Origin of the sequence: Bacillus sp. SRB3LM (assembly GCF_015712745.1) — a bacterium.
GTDB classification, from domain to species: Bacteria; Bacillota; Bacilli; order Bacillales; family Bacillaceae_G; genus Bacillus_A; species Bacillus_A thuringiensis_K.
Genome location: NZ_VWVQ01000017.1, coordinates 146,968 through 169,253, shown reverse-complemented (window position 1 = coordinate 169,253; position 22,286 = coordinate 146,968). Strand labels below are relative to the sequence as shown.

Genomic DNA, 22,286 nt, shown 5'->3' with positions numbered 1-22,286 from the left:
GGGGAACTATGGAGTTAACGATTTCTTATTCGCAATTAATGTTGATGAACTATGACGGTGAGCAGCCTTATGTAGATTGGACTGATGAAGATTTTGAAAGAGGTTATGCTAAGGCAGATGGAACTGTTATTTTTGAAGCGCTTTCTGATTATACTTGTGAAGTGAAAGTGACCCCAGGGAAACATATTGAAAAAGAAGAAGTAGTTAGAACGATTACGGTTCCTTTTACAGTTGAAAATGAAAGTATCGTTATAACGAGTATTCTTTCTAATAAATTTCAAATACCTATTCCAAATGGTGAGTATACAGTTGTATTACAAGCAATTCCTCTTGAAGAGCCAACGGATGATGAATTATATAAAATACAATACGAATTCTTTTTTGAAAGTAAAGAATAAAAAATGGGTTATCCTGAGAAAAGGATAACCCATTTTTGTTATGCGTTTGTTTTTAAAAGGGAACGAGCATCTTTCGCTGCTTGCACCATATGTTCTAAAGCTGGAATAACTTCTTCTGTTCTTCTCGTTTTTAAACCACAATCAGGATTAATCCAGAAATATTTAGGATCACATACTTGTAAAGATTGTTCTACGATTTTATACATTTCATCTTTACTCGGTACACGTGGGCTATGAATATCATATACACCTAGGCCGATGCCTTTTTCATATGTTGTATGTTTTAAAGTATCAATAAATTCTCCGTGACTTCTTGATGTTTCGATAGAAATTACATCTGCATCTAATGCGCGAATCGCGTCAACAATATCTTCGAAGTTACTGTAACACATATGAGTATGAATTTGTGTTTCATTTGCTACAGAAGAAGTTGCTAAAAGGAAGGATTGTACTGCCCATGTAATATAAGCATCCCAATCTTTTTCTTTTAGTGGCATTCCTTCACGAAGTGCGGGCTCATCGACTTGGATTACTCTAATTCCGGAAGATTCAAGTAGTTCAATTTCGTGACGAAGAGCTAGTGCAATTTGATACGAAACTTCTTTTCTTGGAATATCATTTCGAACGAAGGACCAATTTAAAATTGTAACAGGTCCGGTTAGCATTCCTTTTACAACTTTCTCCGTTAAGCTTTGTGCATAAACTGTTTCCTTAATAGTCATGCCGTTAATGAAGGCTACATCACCATAAATAACAGGTGGTTTTACGCAGCGGGAACCGTAAGATTGTACCCAACCGTTTTTAGTGAATGAGAAACCAGCAAGGCGCTCACCAAAATATTCGACCATGTCAGTTCTTTCAAATTCACCATGTACAAGGACATCAAGACCAATTTCTTCTTGGTAACGAATCCATTTTTCTGTCTCTTTTTCAATAAATTGTTCATATTGTTCATTTGAAATAACGCCGTTACGCCATTCTTTTCGCGTTTGACGAACTTCAGTTGTTTGCGGGAAGCTACCGATGGTCGTTGTTGGTAATAGCGGTAACTCCAGGGCAACTTGCTGTAATTCGTATCGTTTTTTAAATGGAAGAGGGCGTGAAAAATCTTCTTCTTTTAGTGCTGTTCGTGCTGCTTTGACATCTTCTCGGTTACGTGCAGCAGATGAACGAATTGTATGATGTACGTTTCGATATGTTTCCAGCTCATTACTAATGCTTTCTGTACCTTGAGTGAGAGCGGAATGAATAAGAACTAACTCTTCTAATTTTTGATTTGCAAATGCTAACGCATCAAACAGCTCAGTCGATAAGTGAGTTTCTTCTGTTTTATCGATTGGTGTATGCAATAAGCTACAAGAAGGCTGAACGATGATATCTTTCGTTTGGACTTGTTTTTGTAACGTTGTAAATAGCTCAAGGACTTCATCAAGGTCAGCTCTCCAAATGTTACGGCCATCTATACAACCGACAGCTAAAGTTTTATCAGCTGGGAATCCATATTTTGAAATAGCATTTAAATTACCTTCTTTACCATGAATGAAATCTAATCCAATACCGGATACCGGGAATGTAATAATTTCTTCATAGTTTTCTTCTACGCTATCAAAATATGTTTGTAAAAGAAGAGTCGCATTTGGAACTTCTTTACGAATAGCTTCATAAATTTCTTTTGCTTGTTGAACTTCTTCTTTCGTTAAAGAAGCAAAAATCGGTTCATCAACTTGAATGGCTGGTGCACCAGCTGCATGTAGTTCTGAAAGCAGTTGTACGTATGGTGCAACTAACTGTTTTAAAATAGTAGCAAATTGCTCTTGTGTATAGCCTTTAGCTAATTTCAAAAAAGTATATGGTCCTAAAATAACAGGTTTGCCATCTACGCCTAATTCTTGTTTTGCCTCTTCGTATAAGCGAAGTGGACGATTATCTTTTAAAGAGATTTGTAATCCCTCTTCATATTCAGGAACGATATAATGATAGTTTGTGTTAAACCATTTTGTCATTTCGGAAGCTACGTGATCTTTAGAGCCACGCGCCATTGCGAAATATACATCAAGGTAAGATGTAAACTCAGAAAAACGTGATGGGATAAATCCTAGCATATAAGCGGTATCCAAAACGTGATCGTAATATGTAAAGTCGCCAATTGGAATGAGTTCAATCCCTTTTTCTTGCTGTACTTTTACGTGTTGAAGGCGGATTTCTTTCATTGTTGTTAAAAATTGTTCTTCATTGATTTTATTGGACCAAAAAGCTTCTAATGTTTTTTTCCACTCTCGTTGTAATCCGATACGTGGATAACCTAAGTTACTTGTTTGAATTGCCATTTCAAATTCCTCCCTAATTAAAAGTAAGCACTTCCGTTTACTAGGAAATACCTATAACAAAAAGTATAAAGGCATAGAAAATAAGCCTTCCTTTTTGTTTTAACACCTCATCATCATCCGTGAATCTATCAGTGTTGTTAAAACAGGCAGGTCTCCTGACTTATGCTTCATATAATTTCTTTCACCTTCCCGTTTTCACAGTGGCACTAAAAAGAAATCTCAGCATTTACAGTGGCGGGACCGTGTTGGAGTTTCACCAAGCTTCCCTTTTAAACACGAAACGAAACTTTCGTGTACCTATTTTCCTTTTGAAAGGAATTTAACAAGCGATATGATATTGAAACAAATTCTAACACAATTTTTGGAATTTTGTCTACTGTTTTAAAATAAGAAAATTCAAAAGTTTTTATTTCTTATTATTATGACTTTTTATTCTGGATTAACTAATAATATTACAGTATAAAAAGAGAAATTGAGCTATGAAAGAAGTAGGATGTCTTCTTTCATAGCTCAATTTTCATCTATAGCAACTTCTGAAAGTCGGCCTGCTATAGCATCTTTAAGGAGGGTGTTTAGCCATTGTAATTCAACTGTAATATGCTCAATTACACTTTGCAGAATATATAGTTGTGCACGTGAAACCTTTCCTTTATTACAATCATATATCGTTTGCATAGTATGTAAATATTGAAGAGTATCGTTTTTCTTTTTTTCTAAAATAGGAACTAATTCGTGATCATTGCTAAAGTGAGCGAAAGATAAGGCTGAATAAATAGGTTTATATATTTGGTTTTTGGCTTCGAATTGTTTTAATAGTAAAGTGTGAAATAGTTTTTTACCTTCTTCTGTTATATGAAAAATTGTTTTGTCAGGTCGATTTGTGTCTTTAATTACATTTGTAATATGAATTGCGCCTTGCTTTTCTAATTGCTCGAAGGCGTAATAAAGTGATCCTTTAGCATATTTAATGTAACAATCCATTTGTCGTTCTTTCATAATATGCTGCACTTCATATGGATGTTTATCTCCTTCGAGCAGCAAGCCGAGAATGACTAATTTCATGCTCATGCTGTCTCAACTCCTGTATATAAAAACTTTATCCCGCATTAACTGCCCGTAAAAGCCCGATTGGTGAGGGCTAATAATCAGTGGGGGGATGCCCCCACTGATTAAAGTTTCACTTTATACATATTATAAACGGCATATCCTTTTTCATAAAGGGATATGCCGCTTCTTTTTTATATTAACTAACTTGCTTTTGTTTTTCTTTCTTTTTAGGACCTGTAAAGAGGCGTTCATTTCCCATAAGTAAAATACAAATAATACTTAGTACAGCCGGGATGAGTGCCCAGAAGAATGTGTTCGCAATAGATGTAGCGAGAGCTTCTTTAATACCCGCTAATATTTCAGCAGGAATTTTGGCGGTAGCGCCTGGTGATAATAAGAAACTTGTGTCTCCGCCTTTTGGAGCTAATTTTGCTAGTTCAGGGGGGAATACAGAGTTTAGTTTATCTGTAAAAATATGATTTTGAATTGTACCGAAAATCGTTACACCAAGAGTCATACCGAGTGATCGGAAGAATGAGTTTGTTGATGTCGCCGAACCACGGTCCCGCATTTCCAACTTGTGAATAGAGGACATACTTAATACTGAGAATGAGAAGCCAACACCAAGCCCAGCGAGAATCATAAATAGTGTTACGAGTAAACGAGGTGTGTCCATTGTTAAAGTACTTAATAAATAAATACCAAGAACGAAGAAGACACCAGATACCATCATAATGTTACGATAGCTTGTTCGAGAAGCTAATTGTCCTCCTGTTTGACTTCCAATTACAGAACCGACCATCATTGGTGTTAAAATTAATCCAGCATTAGAGGCGGAACCTCCAAGAACGCCTTGAATGAAGATTGGAATATAAACTGTACAGATAATAAAAGCGGCACCATAGAAAAAGGCAACTCCTTGACTAGCTGCGAATAAAGGTTTTTTAAATAGATGGAACGAAATAATAGGCTCGGTTGCTTTTCGTTCTACAAAGAAGAAAATAATAAGCGTAATAACTACTGTTGTAAATAAGCCAATAATTACAGTGGAATTCCAGGCATATTCCTTACCACCAAGTTCTAATGCAAACATTAAGCAAACAATACTTATGACAAGTGTAATAGCACCAGCCCAATCAATTTTTTGTTTTCTAAATTCTAGAGACTCACTGTAGTATTTAGTAATGAAGAAAAAGGAGATAAGTCCTAATGGAATATTGATATAGAAGACCCAATGCCAACTTATATAGTCTGTAATATAAGCACCTAATAAAGGACCGAATACACTAGATGTCCCGAAAACAGCACCGAATAGTCCTGTCATCTTCCCGCGTTTTTCTGGTGGGAAGATATCATACATAATTGTGAAGGCGATAGGCATAAGGGCACCACCACCGATACCTTGAATAGCTCTATAAATACTTAATTGCTCAATACTTGAAGCTGTTCCGCAAAGCGCAGAACCGAATAAGAAAAGAATGAGGCCCCCAATATAAAAACGTTTCCGTCCGTACATATCAGAAAGTTTCCCGAAGATAGGCATCCCTGCCATTGTTGCTACCATATAAGCTGATGTGACCCAAACGAACTTATCAAATCCTCCTAGGTCTCCAACAATTGTTGCCATTGCGGTTGCAACGATTGTATTATCCATTGCGGCCATTAATATACCAAGCAGTAAACCAGCAACAACAAATTTTGTCTTGTTGGTGTCTTTTTTTAATGGTTGAGTTTCCAAATATAACCCTCCTTTAGAAATAAGTAAACTATATTAAGTTTTGAGTGCAGTGGATAAAAATTTAAATGTATAGTTGATTTTAATTTCTTTTCCATAAGTGCACTAATATGCCATAAAGAATATTATAGTCAAATTTGACTATAAGGCAAACTTTTTCTTCCGCCAAAATATTCTTTCATATGAGTGGAGAGCAAGTGAGCCATACTGAATATTGCCATAAAGTAAATTGTAAAAAATTTTCATTAAGAACACCTTCTGTTAATAGATGAAAAATGGTTTTTTCTTCATATTGTCGAATAGGATAAAAGGAAGAGAAATATTAAACATTGCTTGTAGCAAACTTTAGTAATCTGGGGAATTCATTGTGTGTATGGTACATCTGAAATGAGGTGAATATATATTATGAAAATATGGGGAAGAATTTCGGATACAGGAAAGTATTCAATACCGCTACAACCAGTATTGTGGATTGACGGATCGAAAAAGGAAAACGAACCTCCTCAAATAGCCGTTACATTACAAATTGGTAGTATGTATACAGAACAATTTTCGTATGAATTGACCTATGATGTAAACGACATACTTATTATGCGAATTGAAGTGGAAAATAAAGGGTTAGAAATGATTTCGAGAGTTGTTGTAAGTCATATGATTCGAGATTACTTTGCTTATATTCCTAATTCTTTAAAAGTTGATAAGGGGATAAGTGAGTTTTTATTCCAGCTTGTAAGATGGCGAATTGATGATTTGTTACCAAATGAGAAGGTGGAACTACGTTGTAAAATAAAAGCTAATAAAGATAAAGCTCTTAAACAAGTATTCTTTCAGGCTACATATACATTTCAAGACAAAGAGGTATCATATGGCCCATTGCAAACAAATGAAGTTGTTGTGCGTCAATGATAAAAAGGAACCTGTACAAAAGGTTCCTTTTTTAGTGAAGGTTGTGTTTTTTGAGTATTTTCTTTTGCTCCACTCCTTTTTTTCCTACATAGTTATTTTTGTAGCCAAAGTATAGAATAAATAAAAATGAAACAACATTAACAATAGCGTCGATTTGATCGTTTGTAATAAAGTGTATGCCGAAAGAGGTAAATAATAATTTTAATGATAATAGAAAACCAGCTAGTAAACGCATAGCATCTGATAGATTCTCTTTTTGTAGCATATAGATTACTCCTTTCTATAAAAGTTATATATTATATATATGAAATAGAGTAGAAAAGGTATACAAGCTTAAGCGGAAATGTACATTGGATATGTACATTTTTTATTTTGTAGAAAAACATTATTGATATAGAAACATATATTGGTATAAAAGGGGGAAAAGTATGAAACATAAAGGGAAAATTAGTGGATTATTGCTTGGTAATACTGTGGCAGTTACAGAATGGATTGCACTTCAGGATGTAATTGCAAAACTAGATTCACGATCATTTTATACCGTCTTTATTATTTATATATTGCAAATGATACTAAGTTATTATTTTGGACATTGGTACGATAAAAGAGCGAGCGAGCGTATGGATGTGGAAGTAGGAGGAATGGCAAGCAACGATTTTGTTGTTGATTTTTTTTGGAAAGTAGCTGCTTTATCTGAAAGAGATTCTCGTAATATTACAGTGTACATTCTTTCTGTAAAAGAATGGGAAGGATTAAAAGACACGTTGCAAGAAAAAAAATTGGGAGTGTTAGTACAAAAATTAGAGAATACCATTGTAAAGACAATTCGGAAGGGCGATGTTGTTACAAAGTGGGATGAAAATAAGTATGTTATTGTAGCAATTGATAATGGTCATGAAACATCAACAATAACAAAACGATTAATGAAAAATATTGAAAGTGAAATAGAAGGGGATTTACTCAGTGTCACTCTTTTATTTGGAGCAGCTAGCTATCCAGTAGAAGGAAAAACGTTTGAAGAACTGTTGAGAAAGTCGCAAAATCAATTGTACCAGTATAGAAATTTGCAAGAAAATGAGTGAAGCTTTGATTTGAAGATATATGATAGGAAGATGTTTTGTTTGTAACATTTTTTTGACTTTTATTACAAAAAACGCCACGTTTGTAATAAAAGTCTTTAAAAATATATGAAATAAGCATATAATTATAATGGTAATGCCAATGCAATTTGCACAGTGTGTTTTATTTTAAAAGTGTAGAGGAAAGCAAGCTCTACACTTTTCCTTTTTAGGAAATGAAAAGAATATTTGTAAGTTGTTGCGAGACATCGATTGTACTGTGTAAAATGAACAAAGAGATTAATTGATAGAAAGCTGGAAAGGGAATGATAGACGTGAGAGCGGAGTAATCACCTTTTATCAGGTGAATTATTATAGTCTTATTAAGACTGAGGTGAAATTCCGTGGACATTAAAGTAATACATAGTGTGAACAGGCCTTAAAAAACACGAAGTAGTATACTTAAAGATGGATATGGAATTGCTAAATAATTCAAAAAGAAGAATGTAATATCAAGTAATAATTTGTACAAACAATATTAATGATCTTCGTAAAAAAGATGCGAGTGTATAGAACAATTACATATTTTATAACTTTTTTATATTACACGATGGTCGTTTATAAGTAGGAGGAAGAGATGTTGAAATATAGTAAATTAGCAATTGTAACTGCATTATCAATGATTTTATTAGCCGGTTGTTTCGGTCCGAAACCAGAAGAAGAATTATATGTAGCGTTTGAAAACGCTGCTAAACAAGAAAAAACAATGTTTGAAGATGCAAAAAAACTTGAGACTTTAGAGAAAGAAGGACAAGAATTATATAACCAAATTGTGCAAGAAGGAAAAGATAATAATCAAACTGTTAAAGAAAAACTGAATCAAGCAGTGAAAAATACAACTGAACGAGAAAAAGTGCTTACAAAAGAAAAAGAAGTTTTAAATAAAGCGCAAGAAGAAGTGAAGTCAGCTGATAAGTATGTGAAGAAAATTGAAGATAAGAAATTGAAAGATCAAGCTGATAAAGTGAAAAGCACGTATGAGAAACGACACGATTCATTTAATAAAATGTATGACAGCTATGACAAATCTTTAAAACAAGAAAAAGAGTTATATACAATGTTACAAGATAAAGGTACTAAATTAAAAGATATTAGTGAAAAAGTAAAAGTAGTTAATCAGTCTTATAAGGATATTGAGTCAGAAAAAGATAAATTTAATGAATTCACAAAGTCTTATAATACAGAAAAAGTAGCTTTTTATAAACAAGCAAATATTAAAATTAAAGAAGAGAAAAAATAAAACAGTTTGGCCAAGTGTAGGCCAAACTGTTTTATTTTTTTGTATAAGTACGACTATACCATGGAACAGGTTCACTTAATTTTTTTTCTTGTTTTAATGCTTCAGGACCAATATAATCTTGAAGTGTTTTTTTTGCTACTGTTAATGATAAGGTTGTTTTCGGATTTCGATAGGAGGATTCAAGATGACCAAGATGCGGTAGAATTCGAAAATCTTCTTTCGTAGGAGGGATGTGGAAAAAATAATCACCTAAACGTATAAGGACATCAGATTGTTGTTGGCTAAAACGTGGGTTTCTAGAAAAATGTAATCCTTCTTTAATTGCTTTTTTTTCAGCAATCAAACGTTCTAAAGCTGTCTTTTTTAACCAGTATAAATATTTAGGATTAGTAGCTGCTTTAGCATGACGATTCACAACGAAAATAGATTGAGCTAGTCGATTAATAGAATGTTGATTTTGTAATTGAGATTGTGGTTGTGAAGGTTTCATATTGAATCTCCTTTCAATTTTTCATTATTATACCATAAATAAAATAGGTATTTATTATACGCAAAAAGTGATTGTATATATTTTCAATATTAAAGCAATATTGTTACAAAAAACAACTATTTTGTATAATAGTAATAGAATATGTTTTTGAAATTTGATAATGAAAGAGTGAGAAGTTTGAAAGAAATATTAAAACAACAGTATGCCATTATAGATATTGGATCTAATACAATGCGTTTAGTTATTTATGAAAAGCAAAATGGAGGTTATTATAAAGAGATTGAAAATACGAAAGTTGTTGCGAGGTTAAGGAATTACTTAATTGATGGTGTGTTGAATGAAGAGGGAATAGAAGTATTATTACAGACATTATTTCAATTTCAAGAAAGTACAAGATTCCATCAGTTGCATCATGTACTTTGTGTTGCAACAGCAACAATTAGACAGTCGGAGAATCAAGAGGAAATTAAAAAGCTTGTTGAAGGACAAACAGACTTTATTCTTAGAGTATTATCAGAGTATGAGGAAGCGCGTTACGGATACTTGGCGGTTATGAATTCTACATCGTTTTCAGAAGGAATAACGGTAGATATTGGTGGGGGAAGTACGGAAGTTACATACTTTAGAAATAGAGAGATTTTAGAGTACCATAGTTTTCCTTTTGGGGCACTTTCTTTAAAGCAACAATTTATTAAAGGTGATATTCCTATTAAAGATGAGTTAGAGGGAATGCAACAGTATTTAGAGTCTCAATTTCGAACGTTACCATGGTTAATCAATAAGAAATTGCCTCTTATTGCAATTGGTGGTAGTGCTAGGAACTTAGTAAAAATCCATCAAAATTTAATATGTTATCCTATAGCAGGATTACATTTATACAAGATGAAAGAAGAAGATATTGAAAGTGTAAAAGAGGAATTAGAAAAATTGTCGTTCATAGAACTTCAGAAATTGGAAGGATTGGCAAAAGATCGAGCAGATACGATTATTCCAGCGGTTGAAGTATTTCATACACTTGTTAATGTTATAGAGGCACCGGCATTTGTATTAAGTAGAAAAGGGTTAAGAGAAGGTGTTTTCTATGAAGAGTTGACAAAAGATTTGGGGATTTCATATTATCCGAACGTAGTTGAAGAAAGTTTGCATTTACTATCATATGAATACGAAATGGACATGGAATTTGTTATTCAACTTATTAAACATGGAAGACTAATTTGCAAACAACTTGAGGAAATAGGGCTTATTTCTATGTCAGTAAAAGACTGGGAAGTGTTCCATCAAGCAGCGAAAGTATTTAATATAGGCAAATATATAGACGAAGAAGCGAGTCGTTTACATACGTTTTATTTATTAGCGAATAAGACAATTGATGGCATGATGCATAAAGATAGAGTGAGGTTAGCACTTATTGCATCTTATAAATCAAAAATGCTATTTAAACAACATTTATCTCCATTTGAAGGTTGGTTTGATAAAAGTGAACAAAAAAAAATCCGCCTATTAGGAGCTGTTTTACAATTTTCAGCTGCTTTAAATGTAAGGCAACGATCGCTTGTTGATACCATATCTATAACAGAAAGCGAAGAGGGATTAACGTTTAAAGTTTTATGTGAACAGTCTGCATTAGCAGAAAAAGTGCAAGCTGAAAAACAAAAAAAACAGTTAGAAAGAGTATTAAAAACGAATATTAATTTATTATTTGAATTAAAACATTAGGTTGTACGGATGTCTTTACGAAAAATTTACACTTTGTAATATTGTAATTTGATAAAATGAAATTAACTAAATTATAGTAAAAAAGTTTCAAGGGGAAGTGTGAAGAGAATGGAATTATCGAAGGGGAATGCAGTAGATTTAAATGATACAGCTTATTACAATAATCGAGAGTTAAGCTGGCTAGCATTTAATGAACGTGTACTACAAGAAGCGCAAGATGGAAATAATCCACTTTTGGAAAGATTGAAATTCATTAGTATTTTTAGTTCGAATTTAGATGAATTCTTTATGGTACGTGTAGCGGGATTAAAGGATCAAGTGAGTGCTGGATTTAATCAGCCAGAAAATAAAGCTGGCTTAACACCAAAAAAGCAATTAAATAAAATTGCGATAAAAGCCCATGCACTAATGACAGTACAATATGATACATTTAAAAATTATGTATTACCAGCGCTTGAGTTAGAGGGAATTGAACGTTTAACATTCAATGATTTGACGAAAGAGCAGCGAGAATTTATAGAAGAGTATTTTGACGAGCAAATTTTCCCGGTGTTAACTCCTGTAGCTATTGATGCATATCGCCCATTTCCAATGTTATTAAACAAAAGTTTGAATTTGGCTACTCTTTTATATGATGAGAAGCAAGCGGAAGAAGAAAACAGGACGAAGTTAGGGATTGTACAAGTTCCTTCATTACTTGAGCGCTTCATAATTTTACCGAGCGAAGGGCAAAAGCATAAATTTATTTTATTAGAAGACGTAATTAGTAGCTTTACTCATAAATTATTTACGGGATATACAGTATCATCTGTTACTCGTTTCCGTATTACACGCAATGCAGATTTAACGATTCATGAAGAAGGTGCGAGAGATTTATTAAAGGTAATTGAAAAAGAATTAAAAAAGCGTAAGTGGGGGGCTGCTGTTCGTTTAGAAGTTGGGAAAGAACACATTGATGAAAGAGTATTAGCGTTATTATATGAGGTTCTGGAAGTAAAAGATGAAGATGTATATATAATGGATGGTCCATTAGATTTAACATGTTTGTTTTCTTTATATAAAAAACTAGCTCCTTTATATGAACATCTTGTATATCCGGCTCTTATTCCGCAACCGCCTCAAGATTTAGGTGATGAAGAAGATGTATTTGAAAAAGCAATTGAGCATGATATTTTATTACATCATCCTTTTGAATCATTTCAGCCGGTAGTTGATTTTGTCCGTGATGCGGCAGACGATCCGAATGTACTTGCGATTAAACAAACGTTATATCGTGTAAGTGGTGATTCACCGATTATTCAGGCGTTAAAAATAGCGGCTGAAAAGGGAAAACAAGTGACGGTATTAGTTGAATTAAAGGCAAGGTTTGATGAAGAAAACAATGTTCATTGGGCTAAAGAATTGGAACAGGCAGGCTGTCATGTTATTTACGGTGTAAGTCACTTGAAAACTCATAGTAAAATTACGTTAGTTGTAAGAAGAAAAAACGGAAAAATCGAAAGGTTCGTACATCTCGGAACTGGAAATTATAATGATGCAACAGCGAAGTTATATACTGATTTTGGATATATTACATCAAGAAAAGATTTTGGGGTTGATGCAACCAATTTCTTTAATTATTTAAGTGGTTATACAACAAAGCCACATTTTCATCATTTATCGGTTGCTCCATTTGATATAAGAGAGCAGTTTATGGATTTAATAGATGAAGAAATCCGTTATCATAGACAATATGGAAATGGATATATTATCGCTAAGATGAATTCATTAACAGATAAACCGTTAATAAAAAAAATGTACGAAGCATCGCAAGCTGGAGTAAAGGTAGAGCTCATTGTTCGAGGAACATGTTGTTTAAGACCTGGTATTCCAAATGTAAGTGAAAATATTCGTGTAGTTAGTGTTGTGGGAAGATACTTAGAACATAGCCGTATTTATTATTTCCATCATAATGGAGAGGAGAAAATATATTTATCTTCAGCTGATTGGATGACGCGAAATATGGAGAAGCGAGTGGAAATATCTTTCCCGATATTAGATATTGAAATGAAGGCACGAATTAAGGCGATTTTACAGCTTACATTAGCTGATAATGTGAAGACACGTGAACAAAATAAAGATGGTGATTACTATTATGTTATTAATGGTAGTACAGAAGAAATTGATAGCCAAGTGAAGTTGTTTAAGATGGCGTATCAAAATACAGACGCTGAATAATGAAAAAAGTAAAAACCTCTTATGTCCATAAGAGGTTTTTACTTTTTTCTACTCATATGCTCCAAAAATGGAAGGATGGGTAGAAACAATAGTTTTATTATAAGCGTGTAATGAGGTGGCTCGTTGAGAGAATAACATTTGAAAGAATCGTTATTTTAACTTAGTAATAGTATGGTTGCTGACATGGTCCACCGTAACAAGGATAAGGTGCTGGCGGCGGGAAAGGTGGTGGATAAGGTGGATAAAATGGTCGAGGGCCGAAAGCTAATGCTCCGCCGAGCAATCCACCAGCAATTCCAGCTAGAAAGGGAACGCCAAAAAACGGGAAGAAGCGTGAGTCGCCTACTGGACCAATAGGTGCTGAACGGACTGGAATTGGTTGATAATATGGATACATGAACATACCTCCTTTATTGGACTCACTTTTATCATATGGTAAACAAAACGTGGATGAGCGCGTACAAGAAAGGATATGTAAGAAAATAGGCGAATTATTACGAATGTTGGAGTGTAAAAATTGTGATTTCAGGTTTTGACATAAAACGAAATGGAACACGTGTTCTTCCGAGGCCTCGATTGACATAGAGGGTTAAATCCTGCATCGTATAGAAGCCTTCAATATAGTCTTTGGCGAGTGATGGTGTAATAATAGCTCCTAAAAAAGGGATTTGTACTTGTCCGCCATGGCTATGACCAGAAAGTTGCAAGTTGATTGGATATTTGGAAATTTGCGGTGCGATATCTGGCTCGTGAACAAGAACGATGTTATAAGTATTTTGCCGTGCATGTTGTAATGTTTTCTCTATTTTTGGTTTGCCTAGTAGTATATCATCGAGACCGAAAATAGAAATTTCACTATTATCCATTAGACGAATTCTTTTTTCACTATTGAGCAATAGTTCAAATTCTGATTCACGCATGATGTGCTCATAGTATTCAGTTCCATATCCACCGTGATCATGGTTACCATAAATAGCGAATTTACCAAAGGGGGCTTGTATATTTTTTAAAATGGATGCGACGAAAGGAGTGTCAGTATACGTTTGATAATTATCAATGAGATCTCCAGTAAAAAGGACAATATCTGGATTTACAGCATTAATTTTAGAAACAACTTGAGATAAATGCTGGAGCGAGAAATAGTATCCGAGATGTAAATCGCTGAATTGAAGAATTTTCATACCATGAAAACTTTTTGGGATGAGTTGTGATTTTAATGTGTGCTGTGTAAAAGAAATGAAATGGGGCTCTATATATTTAGCATAGTAGTATCCGATGCTACTGGTTATAAATGAATAGAGACAAGTACGCATACCAATTTTCAAAAAAGTTCTTCTTGTAATGTGCTTCATAAAAATATGAGTATACCTCAAGGTTTTTATTCCATTTATAGGCTACTCAAATCTCCTTTCAGTTTATTTAAAAATATACTTTACATAATAAAAAATTAGTATAGGTTACGAAAAAAAATGAATGAAAAGAAAGTTCTTTACGTTAAAATATCAGAAAACTTTAAAAATATAAAGATTTCTATTAAATAAAGTGATAAAATGAATATGTATTCATTTTTTGGAGGGGATGTATGTGAAAGAAAAGGTAGTTATTATAACAGGTGGATCGAGTGGAATGGGAAAAGGAATGGCGACTCGTTTTACAAAAGAAGGGGCACGAGTTGTTATTACAGGACGTACGAAGGAAAAACTAGAGGAAACGAAGTTGGAAATTGAACAATTTCCAGGGCAAGTATTACCTGTACAAATGGATGTAAGAAATACGGATGACATTCAGAAAATGATTGAACAGATTGATGAGAAGTTTGGTCGAATTGATGTTTTAATAAATAATGCAGCTGGAAACTTTATTTGTCCAGCAGAAGATTTATCCGTGAATGGTTGGAATTCAGTCATTAATATTGTATTAAACGGTACATTTTATTGTAGCCATGCTGTTGGAAAATATTGGATTGGAAAAGGGATAAAAGGGAATATCATTAACATGGTAGCAACATATGCATGGGATGCTGGTCCAGGAGTTATTCATTCGGCTGCAGCGAAGGCAGGAGTATTAGCGATGACGAAGACGCTCGCTGTTGAGTGGGGACGTAAATATGGAATACGAGTTAACGCTATCGCGCCAGGACCAATTGAACGTACGGGCGGTGCTGATAAATTATGGATTTCAGAAGAAATGGCTAAGCGTACGATACAAAGTGTTCCGCTTGGAAGGCTGGGTACGCCAGAAGAAATCGCTGGTCTAGCTTATTATTTATGTTCAGATGAAGCTGCGTACATAAATGGAACTTGCATGACAATGGATGGAGGACAACATTTACATCAATATCCATTTTAAAAGGGATAAAAAAATGAATGTTTGATTCATTTTTTATGGTTAAATGTGACGGAATTGTGACATATGAAAGAAAAGTGTTTACAAGAGGTCATATATACGTTATATTTAAGACCTCTTTTTTCTTCATAGTAGAATTGCTAATTCCCCTTAGCATTTTACCCCTCTAATCCCTTCAGGAAAACTGAAGGGATTTTTTATTATTTTTCCGTAAATATCATGTTATAATTTTTGAAAAGTAAAGGGAGGGAAGCACGTTGATAGATGCATTAGATGTAATGAGTAACTTGGATAAAGTCCTTCCTTATTATCAAGCTATTTTTAGTGCTGATGAGCATACTGTAATTGGATACGAAGTAGTAGGACGTATTCAAACAGAAGAGGGCATACAAAGTTTAGCTTCTTTCTTTCACGATGATTCAATTCCAAGTGAATTTCAACTGGAAGCGGATAATATTATAGTAGAAAAAGCTTTAAATCGTTATTTAGAAAGCGATCAAAAATTATTATTATTTATACATCGGAATGCTAATGTATTAATGAATGATGATGATGAAAGCTTGCTTCAACTTTTATTGAGGTATGAAGAACAAGGTTTAAATTTAAAACAAATTGTTTTAGAGATTACAGAGCATGAATGTAAAGAAGATATAGAGCAATTTAATCATTTGCTTATGTATTATCGTACATATGGTATTCAAATTTCAATTAATAAAGTCGGAACGGGCACAAGTAATTTAGAGCGTATTAGCGTGTTAGCACCTGATATTTTAAAAGTAGATTTAACGAACTTAAGGCAAACAGCACTTTTACAATCTTATCAAGATATTTTATATTCTTTATCATTACTTGCTAGAAGAATTGGTGCAACTTTGTTATATGAAGAAATAGATGCTTTTTATCAACTGCAATATGCTTGGAAGAACGGCGGAAGATATTATCAAGGTAATTATTTGAAAGAATGTTTACCTGATTTTATTGAAACGAATGTTTTGAAAGAGCGACTTGGTAATGAATGTCATCAGTTTATTCAGCATGAAAAGAAGAAGTTACAAAAAATTTATAATTTAACAGAGATGTTACGCGATCGCATTGGCGATGTTTTATCAAAACAAAAAAAGAATGAAGATATAAATGATTGGTTATTACAATTTAGTCAAAGTGTATCACAGTGTAGTTTTCGTATATTTATTTGTAATGAAGATGGTTTCCAGCAATCAGGAAATGTTATGAAAAAAGATGGAGAATGGATTGTGATGCCGGATTATTATATGAAGAACTGGAGTTGGCGCCCGTATTTTCTCGAGAATATCATGAAAATGCGTTTTGAGAATAAGGCGAGGCTTTCAGATTTATATGCAGATATTGAAACGGGAGAAATGGTACGAACATTTTCTTTCCCGATTGATGATGACAACTTTTTATTTATAGATTTATCTTATGAATATTTATATGAAGAAGATGTTTTATTTTAATGCACGAAGAGATTCGTGCATTTTTTGTTTGTTTTTATCATAAATTGGTAATAGTGAAAATGGTGATGAAAATGCTGTCTATCGTTGTAAAGATTTTACGAACGAAACCTGTCCTTTCTTTGCATAATCATTGTTACAATGAATACTACAAAGACAAGTTCTTTTAAAAGGAAGGTGAAAAAATGAGGAAATATGGAATATGGCTTGTTCTATTTGTATGTGTTGCCTTTCTAGTTGGTTATAGTGTTACGACTGTTTTAGGAAAAGAGGAAGTGGAAGTCGATCGGAAAGAAGTATTTACAACGATACAAAAAGGCTATGAAACCCAATTTTCAATTCGTGGGAAGAATTTGCCGATGAATAAGATGATAGAGATGTTATCACCGTATTTTACAGATAATTTCCTTCAAGTATTTACAGATGAAAATAGCAGAAGTGATAAACAAAGTGGTGAATATTTACTTCCGGCAAAAGAAGCACCGTTTTCTTTTAATTCAGAAACGAAAATGTCGTATGATGAAGAACATAAAAATTTATATGTATATGAGCGGACAAAAAGTGGACAATATCAAATTGTAACATTGAAAAGGGATCAAGATAAATGGAAGTTAGCAGGATATCATGAAAGTCAGGAACTTTTAACTGAAATAAAAAGGTTGCAACAATTATAAAGTGAAACTTTTAATCAGTGGGAGGGATTACTCTTCCATCTAACTTCTTTGCTGTAGCTAAATTTTGGGTGGGAGTTTTATTACCTACAAATAGCGGGATAAGAATAGGAATAGGTATTTACCTATTCCTATTCTATATTGAGTAGTTTTTGTAACTTTTCAATTTGAAAACCTGCAACTACTTCGCCATCAATTACGACTGTTGGAGTTGAATAAGAATCATAGTCGTTTAAAAGACGATTGCGAGCAGCAGCGTCTTTTTTTACGTCAAATTCTTCATATGCAACGTTATTATGCTTCAAAAATTCTTTTACAATAACACATGGCGGACAATCGGGTTGTGTATAAACCTCAATTTTTTTCATTGTAATTCCTCCTTTTTTCTGTTTTTTATTATATTCTTCCAATATAAAAACCGCAATAAAGAAGGGGAAATATGTTCTTTCTGTTTTTTCCTTCGCATTTCGACAAATTTTTAGTTGAGTTTCTGGCCAATAACCTTTATCCTAGAGTGTGGAACATTTTTTCTGTTATGACGGATAGAATGAGTATAGCTGTAAAACCTATTGGTAGGAAGATCAGAGAAAGGAGAGATTTCATGTCTCTACTCCAAGGAATTTTAACTCGACTTGTTAGTCTACAAGAACAAGCTGAAAGCGGTGAAGTAGCACAACGCTATTTTGAAGTGAACGGTGAGCGCAAATGTAGCGTGAAATTTTTCGATAAAAGTGAAATGTATGAGTTAGAAGTGTATCAACAAGGTGAAAAACCTCAAGTGTATCAATTCGATAATATCGACATGGTTGCAATTGAGATTTACGATATCATTTCTTGATACATATAAAAAAGGTATTGCCACATGGCAGTACCTTTTTTAGTTCTATTACTTTCCGGCGTAATGTATAGAAGTTTTTTATTTTTCCTACAATGGTATTAAAATGAAAAATTAATCCGTGCAAGTTTGCTTATCCATGTGGATAATTAGTCCCGTCAACCGGTTGAATATGTGAAGCTAAATTTCTCACAATCGCTGGGTTCTGCAAATAGCGGGGGAAATATAACTAGGAGGTTATCGTATGGAACGTTTACCAGTTGTGATTTGTCCTAATTGTCAAAGTTCTGCTGAGATTATTCATGTATTAACGGCTCAATCTAATCAAAATGTAATTTATACGTGCCAAGTTTGTCACTTTATAATTCGAAATATTGAAACGAATAAAGGATAGGAAGTTATAATTTTAGTTTTTGTCCCATACAATGAGAATACAAAAAGTCTGTCTAATTGAAAGGACGTGACTCTATGGACGGTGCACATAAATTTTACAATGTTTCAGAGAGACATTTAAATTTCGATATGGTTTTTAACCGTATTTGTAGTTTCATTGAAAAGGATCCACGAAATTTATATCGATTATCCATTGGGACAGACTCGCAAGCCCATCAAAAGGATACGAGGTTTATTACAGCAATCCATATTCATCGTGTTGGAAAAGGTGCCTGGGGTTGTTTACACCATAGATCAGTAAAAGATAAGCCAACAACCTTACGTGAGAAAATATATTTAGAAACACAGTTTAGTCAAGAAATCGCATGTCTATTTACGCCTACTCATATACAAACAATATGGGAGTTATTGCACCCTTATGCTCAAGATGGGGCTGGATTCATAATGGAAATTCATTTAGACATTGGGAATGATGGTTTAACAAAAGAATTTATTTTAGATATGACAGAAAAAATTCGAGCGATGGGATTAACTGCAAAAATTAAGCCGGATGCTTATGCGGCATTTAGCTATGCAAATCGATATACGAAATGATTTTTTGTCTATTTACGATTGCTACATATCTTTTAGTAAAAACTGAATATTACATCTATTAAATAGGTTGAATTTTTTATATAATAAGAGTAACGATGCGAGTGTAAGGAGAGGGGTATATGCAAAGGGAAGTTGTTTTAACGAAGGAAGAAGAAAGTTTGCTACTAGATATTTTATTTCAGCAAAATTATGCAAGTGAAATTTTAGCTGTGGAACTTACAGATATTGAGAATGGTTTGAAACAGACAGATGTGATGCAATATAAAAAAATCACAAGGTTATTTTACAGATTAAAAAATAAAGGGTATTAAGCGCTACCGGAATGGTAGTCTTTTTTTTGTACTGTATGCTAAAATAGCTGTGTGATTGTATTTTTATTAAAATAAATTTAGGACAAAATAATAATATGAAAACGCTGTCATAAAATGTGAATAGAGTTGTGAACATAAGCAGGAAAAAGGGAAAATGGGGGATGTAATATGATTAGTATTCCGAAAGACGAATTTCAACAAATTCTTGTGAAGGATTTAATGATTTCATCGGAAAAAGTAGCTCATGTCCAAATTGGAAATAGTTTAGAACATGCTTTACTCGTTCTTGTGAAATCTGGATATTCGGCGATACCTGTCTTAGATCCAATGTATAAACTACATGGTTTGATTAGTACTGCCATGATATTAGATGGTATGTTAGGATTAGAGCGTATTGAGTTTGAAAGACTTGATGATATGAAAGTAGAGCAGGTGATGAAGGAAGATATACCTGTTCTTAAATTAGAAGATTCATTTGCAAAAGCTTTAGAAATGACAATTGATCATCCTTTTATTTGTGCTGTTAATGAAGAAGGCTATTTTGAGGGGATTTTAACACGTCGGGCTATTTTAAAATTGTTGAATAAGAAAGTAAGGCAACATAATCGATAACGTGAGAAAAGTGACTTCATAGAAACGAAGAAGTCACTTTTTTTTTCGTGCATATCACTTGTGTATGTATTATATTTAAAAAGACATAAAACATAAGGAAGTTTGCGCTCGGAAATTGTATTTTCTGAATGAAAGCATTCGGCTAAATTAAGGATGAAAAGCTTATTGAAATAAGGTGTATGGAAGCTAAGGAAAGAGGGAGAAAGTTGCAAATTGATGATTTTCAAATGATGGTTGTGTTAGCTCAGGAATCAAATATGAGAAAAGCGGCGGAACGTTTATTTGTTTCCCAACCTGCGCTGAGTCAACGATTACAATCTATGGAGAAACAATGGGGAATGAAGTTTTTTATTCGCTCACAAAAAGGATTGACAATTACACCTGAAGGGGAAAAAGTAGCAAATTATGCTAAAGAAATGTTGCAAAGGGAAGAAGATATAAAAAGTGAGCTAGCTGTTTTTAGAACGGAAACTCATGGAACGTTAAAAATAGCTGTTGCATCAGTTATTGGTCAATATTGGCTCCCTCCTGTTTTGAAAAAGTTTGTGCATAAATATCCTTCTGTAAAGATATCGCTGTTTACTGGATGGAGTAGTGAAGTGCAAAAGCAGTTTTATGAAGGAGACGTTCATGTTGCTATACTGAGGGGAACACAAGAATATAAAGGTCAGAAGCAACAATTATTTGAAGATGAACTGTATTTAGTTGATAAAGAAATAAAAGATATTTCGATGTTAAAAGAAACAAATAGGCCGTTCATTCAATTTAAAAGTGATTCGACTTATTATGGACAAATACAAAATTGGTGGTATGGTTTATTTTCTAATCCGCCTAAGCGAACGATTGTAGTTGACCAAATTGAAACATGTAAACAACTTGTTTTAAATGGTATAGGTTATGCCCTTTTACCTTCTACTGTTTTAAAGGAAGTACAGGAAAATATGTATAAAACACCTGTTCAACTGACGAGAGAAACATGGTTGTTAACAAGTGACTCGGCAAGGCAGTTGAAACAAGTACAAGCATTTTTAGAAATTATAGAAGAAATTCAAAGAGAAAAATAAGATTATTATCTTGCTACTCGCTCTTCCGTTTGGTAGAGTAACATTATAAATGGATTTAGGAGGCAACAAGAATGAAAATGATGGACGCTAACGAAATTATTTCGTTTATTCAAAAAAGTGAAAAGAAAACTCCTGTAAAGGTATACATAAAAGGGGATTTAAAAGAAGTAACATTCCCTGAAACAGTACAAGCATTTGTGAATAAAAAATCAGGTGTATTATTCGGAGAATGGTCTGAAATTAAGACAATTCTTGATGAGAATAATAAGCACATCGTTGACTACGTTGTAGAAAACGATCGTCGTAATTCTGCAATCCCAATGCTTGATTTAAAAGGTATTAAAGCTCGCATCGAGCCAGGTGCTATTATTCGTGACCATGTTGAAATTGGTGACAACGCTGTAATTATGATGAATGCAACAATTAACATTGGTGCTGTAATTGGTGAAGGTTCTATGATCGACATGAACGCAGTACTTGGTGGACGTGCAACAGTCGGTAAAAACTGTCACGTAGGTGCAGGTGCTGTACTTGCAGGTGTTATTGAGCCACCTTCTGCAAAACCAGTTATCGTTGAAGATGATGTAGTAATCGGTGCAAACGTAGTTGTTTTAGAGGGTGTTACAGTAGGTAAAGGTGCAGTTGTGGCAGCGGGAGCTGTTGTAACAGAAGATGTGCCTCCATACACAGTTGTTGCAGGTACTCCAGCACGTGTAATTAAAGAAATTGATGAGAAGACAAAAGCAAAAACAGAAATTAAACAAGAGCTTCGTCAATTAAACCCAGAGAAATAA

General features: G+C 33.6%; 24 protein-coding genes and 1 riboswitch. Of the genes, 16 read left to right on the top strand and 8 right to left on the bottom strand.

What is annotated here, in order from left to right:
• Positions 1-8 precede the first annotated feature (8 nt).
• Entirely contained in the window at positions 9-398 is a 390-nt protein-coding gene (comJ, locus tag F3I02_RS11790) for a competence protein ComJ (RefSeq protein WP_000424030.1), read from the top strand.
• Positions 399-436: 38 nt separating this feature from the next.
• Here comJ and metE read toward each other — a convergent pair whose 3' ends face one another.
• From metE to F3I02_RS11775, 3 genes are all read right to left on the bottom strand, one after another.
• A complete protein-coding gene (metE, locus tag F3I02_RS11785; protein ID WP_001007627.1) occupies positions 437-2,725 on the bottom strand; it encodes a 5-methyltetrahydropteroyltriglutamate--homocysteine S-methyltransferase in 2,289 nt (762 codons plus the stop codon).
• Between the two features lie 128 nt (positions 2,726-2,853).
• A riboswitch (cobalamin riboswitch) is annotated at positions 2,854-3,041 on the bottom strand.
• A 194-nt stretch (positions 3,042-3,235) separates the two neighbouring features.
• Positions 3,236-3,793, bottom strand: coding sequence for a PadR family transcriptional regulator (locus F3I02_RS11780; RefSeq protein ID WP_000062058.1), 558 nt, complete (start codon positions 3,791-3,793; stop codon positions 3,236-3,238).
• 175 nt (positions 3,794-3,968) lie between these two features.
• Positions 3,969-5,510: an MDR family MFS transporter gene (locus tag F3I02_RS11775; RefSeq protein WP_000449907.1), complete on the bottom strand. Its 1,542-nt coding sequence runs from the start codon at positions 5,508-5,510 to the stop codon at positions 3,969-3,971.
• A 402-nt stretch (positions 5,511-5,912) separates the two neighbouring features.
• On the opposite strand from F3I02_RS11775, the gene F3I02_RS11770 reads away from it, so the two are divergent.
• The gene (locus F3I02_RS11770) at positions 5,913-6,413 is read left to right on the top strand and encodes a hypothetical protein (RefSeq protein WP_000708124.1); all 501 of its coding nucleotides are present in this window, start codon (positions 5,913-5,915) and stop codon (positions 6,411-6,413) included.
• Positions 6,414-6,444: 31 nt separating this feature from the next.
• On the opposite strand, the gene F3I02_RS11765 is transcribed toward F3I02_RS11770, so the two are convergent.
• Positions 6,445-6,678: an SPP1 phage holin family protein gene (locus F3I02_RS11765; RefSeq protein ID WP_000939449.1), complete on the bottom strand. Its 234-nt coding sequence runs from the start codon at positions 6,676-6,678 to the stop codon at positions 6,445-6,447.
• A 163-nt stretch (positions 6,679-6,841) separates the two neighbouring features.
• Here F3I02_RS11765 and F3I02_RS11760 point away from each other — a divergent pair, with 163 nt between their 5' ends.
• Both F3I02_RS11760 and F3I02_RS11755 read left to right on the top strand, forming a co-directional pair.
• Positions 6,842-7,495, top strand: a complete 654-nt coding sequence (locus F3I02_RS11760; protein ID WP_196478015.1) for a diguanylate cyclase domain-containing protein — start codon at positions 6,842-6,844, stop codon at positions 7,493-7,495.
• Between the two features lie 613 nt (positions 7,496-8,108).
• On the top strand, positions 8,109-8,771 hold the full coding sequence (locus F3I02_RS11755; RefSeq protein ID WP_000922485.1) for a YkyA family protein: 663 nt from the start codon (positions 8,109-8,111) through the stop codon (positions 8,769-8,771).
• Positions 8,772-8,802: 31 nt separating this feature from the next.
• Here F3I02_RS11755 and F3I02_RS11750 read toward each other — a convergent pair whose 3' ends face one another.
• Entirely contained in the window at positions 8,803-9,261 is a 459-nt protein-coding gene (locus F3I02_RS11750) for a YkyB family protein (RefSeq protein ID WP_000804864.1), read from the bottom strand.
• A 141-nt stretch (positions 9,262-9,402) separates the two neighbouring features.
• Here F3I02_RS11750 and F3I02_RS11745 point away from each other — a divergent pair, with 141 nt between their 5' ends.
• A complete protein-coding gene (locus F3I02_RS11745) occupies positions 9,403-10,977 on the top strand; it encodes a Ppx/GppA phosphatase family protein (protein ID WP_196478014.1) in 1,575 nt (524 codons plus the stop codon).
• A gap of 108 nt (positions 10,978-11,085) precedes the next feature.
• Positions 11,086-13,194: a polyphosphate kinase gene (locus F3I02_RS11740; protein WP_000423549.1), complete on the top strand. Its 2,109-nt coding sequence runs from the start codon at positions 11,086-11,088 to the stop codon at positions 13,192-13,194.
• Between the two features lie 160 nt (positions 13,195-13,354).
• Here the strand turns inward: F3I02_RS11740 and F3I02_RS11735 are convergent, their stop codons facing one another.
• Both F3I02_RS11735 and F3I02_RS11730 read right to left on the bottom strand, forming a co-directional pair.
• Positions 13,355-13,591 carry a hypothetical protein gene (locus tag F3I02_RS11735; RefSeq protein ID WP_000283738.1) on the bottom strand — a complete coding sequence of 79 codons (237 nt, stop codon included), beginning with the start codon at positions 13,589-13,591 and terminating at the stop codon, positions 13,355-13,357.
• A gap of 97 nt (positions 13,592-13,688) precedes the next feature.
• Positions 13,689-14,546 carry a metallophosphoesterase gene (locus F3I02_RS11730; protein WP_002164159.1) on the bottom strand — a complete coding sequence of 286 codons (858 nt, stop codon included), beginning with the start codon at positions 14,544-14,546 and terminating at the stop codon, positions 13,689-13,691.
• Between the two features lie 232 nt (positions 14,547-14,778).
• Here F3I02_RS11730 and fadH point away from each other — a divergent pair, with 232 nt between their 5' ends.
• From fadH to F3I02_RS11715, 3 genes are all read left to right on the top strand, one after another.
• Entirely contained in the window at positions 14,779-15,543 is a 765-nt protein-coding gene (gene fadH / locus F3I02_RS11725; protein WP_196478013.1) for a 2,4-dienoyl-CoA reductase, read from the top strand.
• Positions 15,544-15,797: 254 nt separating this feature from the next.
• Positions 15,798-17,015 carry an EAL domain-containing protein gene (locus F3I02_RS11720; protein ID WP_000564306.1) on the top strand — a complete coding sequence of 406 codons (1,218 nt, stop codon included), beginning with the start codon at positions 15,798-15,800 and terminating at the stop codon, positions 17,013-17,015.
• Positions 17,016-17,197: 182 nt separating this feature from the next.
• Positions 17,198-17,686, top strand: coding sequence for a DUF3993 domain-containing protein (locus F3I02_RS11715; RefSeq protein WP_001233807.1), 489 nt, complete (start codon positions 17,198-17,200; stop codon positions 17,684-17,686).
• Between the two features lie 128 nt (positions 17,687-17,814).
• Here the strand turns inward: F3I02_RS11715 and F3I02_RS11710 are convergent, their stop codons facing one another.
• Complete coding sequence (locus tag F3I02_RS11710) at positions 17,815-18,051, bottom strand: glutaredoxin family protein (protein WP_000717872.1); 237 nt, start codon at positions 18,049-18,051, stop codon at positions 17,815-17,817.
• A gap of 233 nt (positions 18,052-18,284) precedes the next feature.
• On the opposite strand from F3I02_RS11710, the gene F3I02_RS11705 reads away from it, so the two are divergent.
• The 7 genes from F3I02_RS11705 (at position 18,285) to dapD (ending at position 22,286) form a co-directional block, all read left to right on the top strand.
• Positions 18,285-18,521: a YkuJ family protein gene (locus F3I02_RS11705; RefSeq protein WP_000055151.1), complete on the top strand. Its 237-nt coding sequence runs from the start codon at positions 18,285-18,287 to the stop codon at positions 18,519-18,521.
• Positions 18,522-18,762: 241 nt separating this feature from the next.
• Positions 18,763-18,912 carry a hypothetical protein gene (locus F3I02_RS11700; RefSeq protein ID WP_000440539.1) on the top strand — a complete coding sequence of 50 codons (150 nt, stop codon included), beginning with the start codon at positions 18,763-18,765 and terminating at the stop codon, positions 18,910-18,912.
• Between the two features lie 74 nt (positions 18,913-18,986).
• A complete protein-coding gene (locus F3I02_RS11695; RefSeq protein WP_000348491.1) occupies positions 18,987-19,505 on the top strand; it encodes a ribonuclease H-like YkuK family protein in 519 nt (172 codons plus the stop codon).
• A gap of 119 nt (positions 19,506-19,624) precedes the next feature.
• Complete coding sequence (abbA, locus tag F3I02_RS11690; RefSeq protein WP_001188692.1) at positions 19,625-19,816, top strand: antirepressor AbbA; 192 nt, start codon at positions 19,625-19,627, stop codon at positions 19,814-19,816.
• A gap of 168 nt (positions 19,817-19,984) precedes the next feature.
• The gene (gene cbpB / locus F3I02_RS11685) at positions 19,985-20,428 is read left to right on the top strand and encodes a cyclic-di-AMP-binding protein CbpB (RefSeq protein WP_000623581.1); all 444 of its coding nucleotides are present in this window, start codon (positions 19,985-19,987) and stop codon (positions 20,426-20,428) included.
• A 179-nt stretch (positions 20,429-20,607) separates the two neighbouring features.
• Positions 20,608-21,492: a transcriptional regulator CcpC gene (locus F3I02_RS11680; protein WP_001987174.1), complete on the top strand. Its 885-nt coding sequence runs from the start codon at positions 20,608-20,610 to the stop codon at positions 21,490-21,492.
• A 71-nt stretch (positions 21,493-21,563) separates the two neighbouring features.
• Positions 21,564-22,286 carry a 2,3,4,5-tetrahydropyridine-2,6-dicarboxylate N-acetyltransferase gene (gene dapD, locus F3I02_RS11675; RefSeq protein ID WP_000783241.1) on the top strand — a complete coding sequence of 241 codons (723 nt, stop codon included), beginning with the start codon at positions 21,564-21,566 and terminating at the stop codon, positions 22,284-22,286.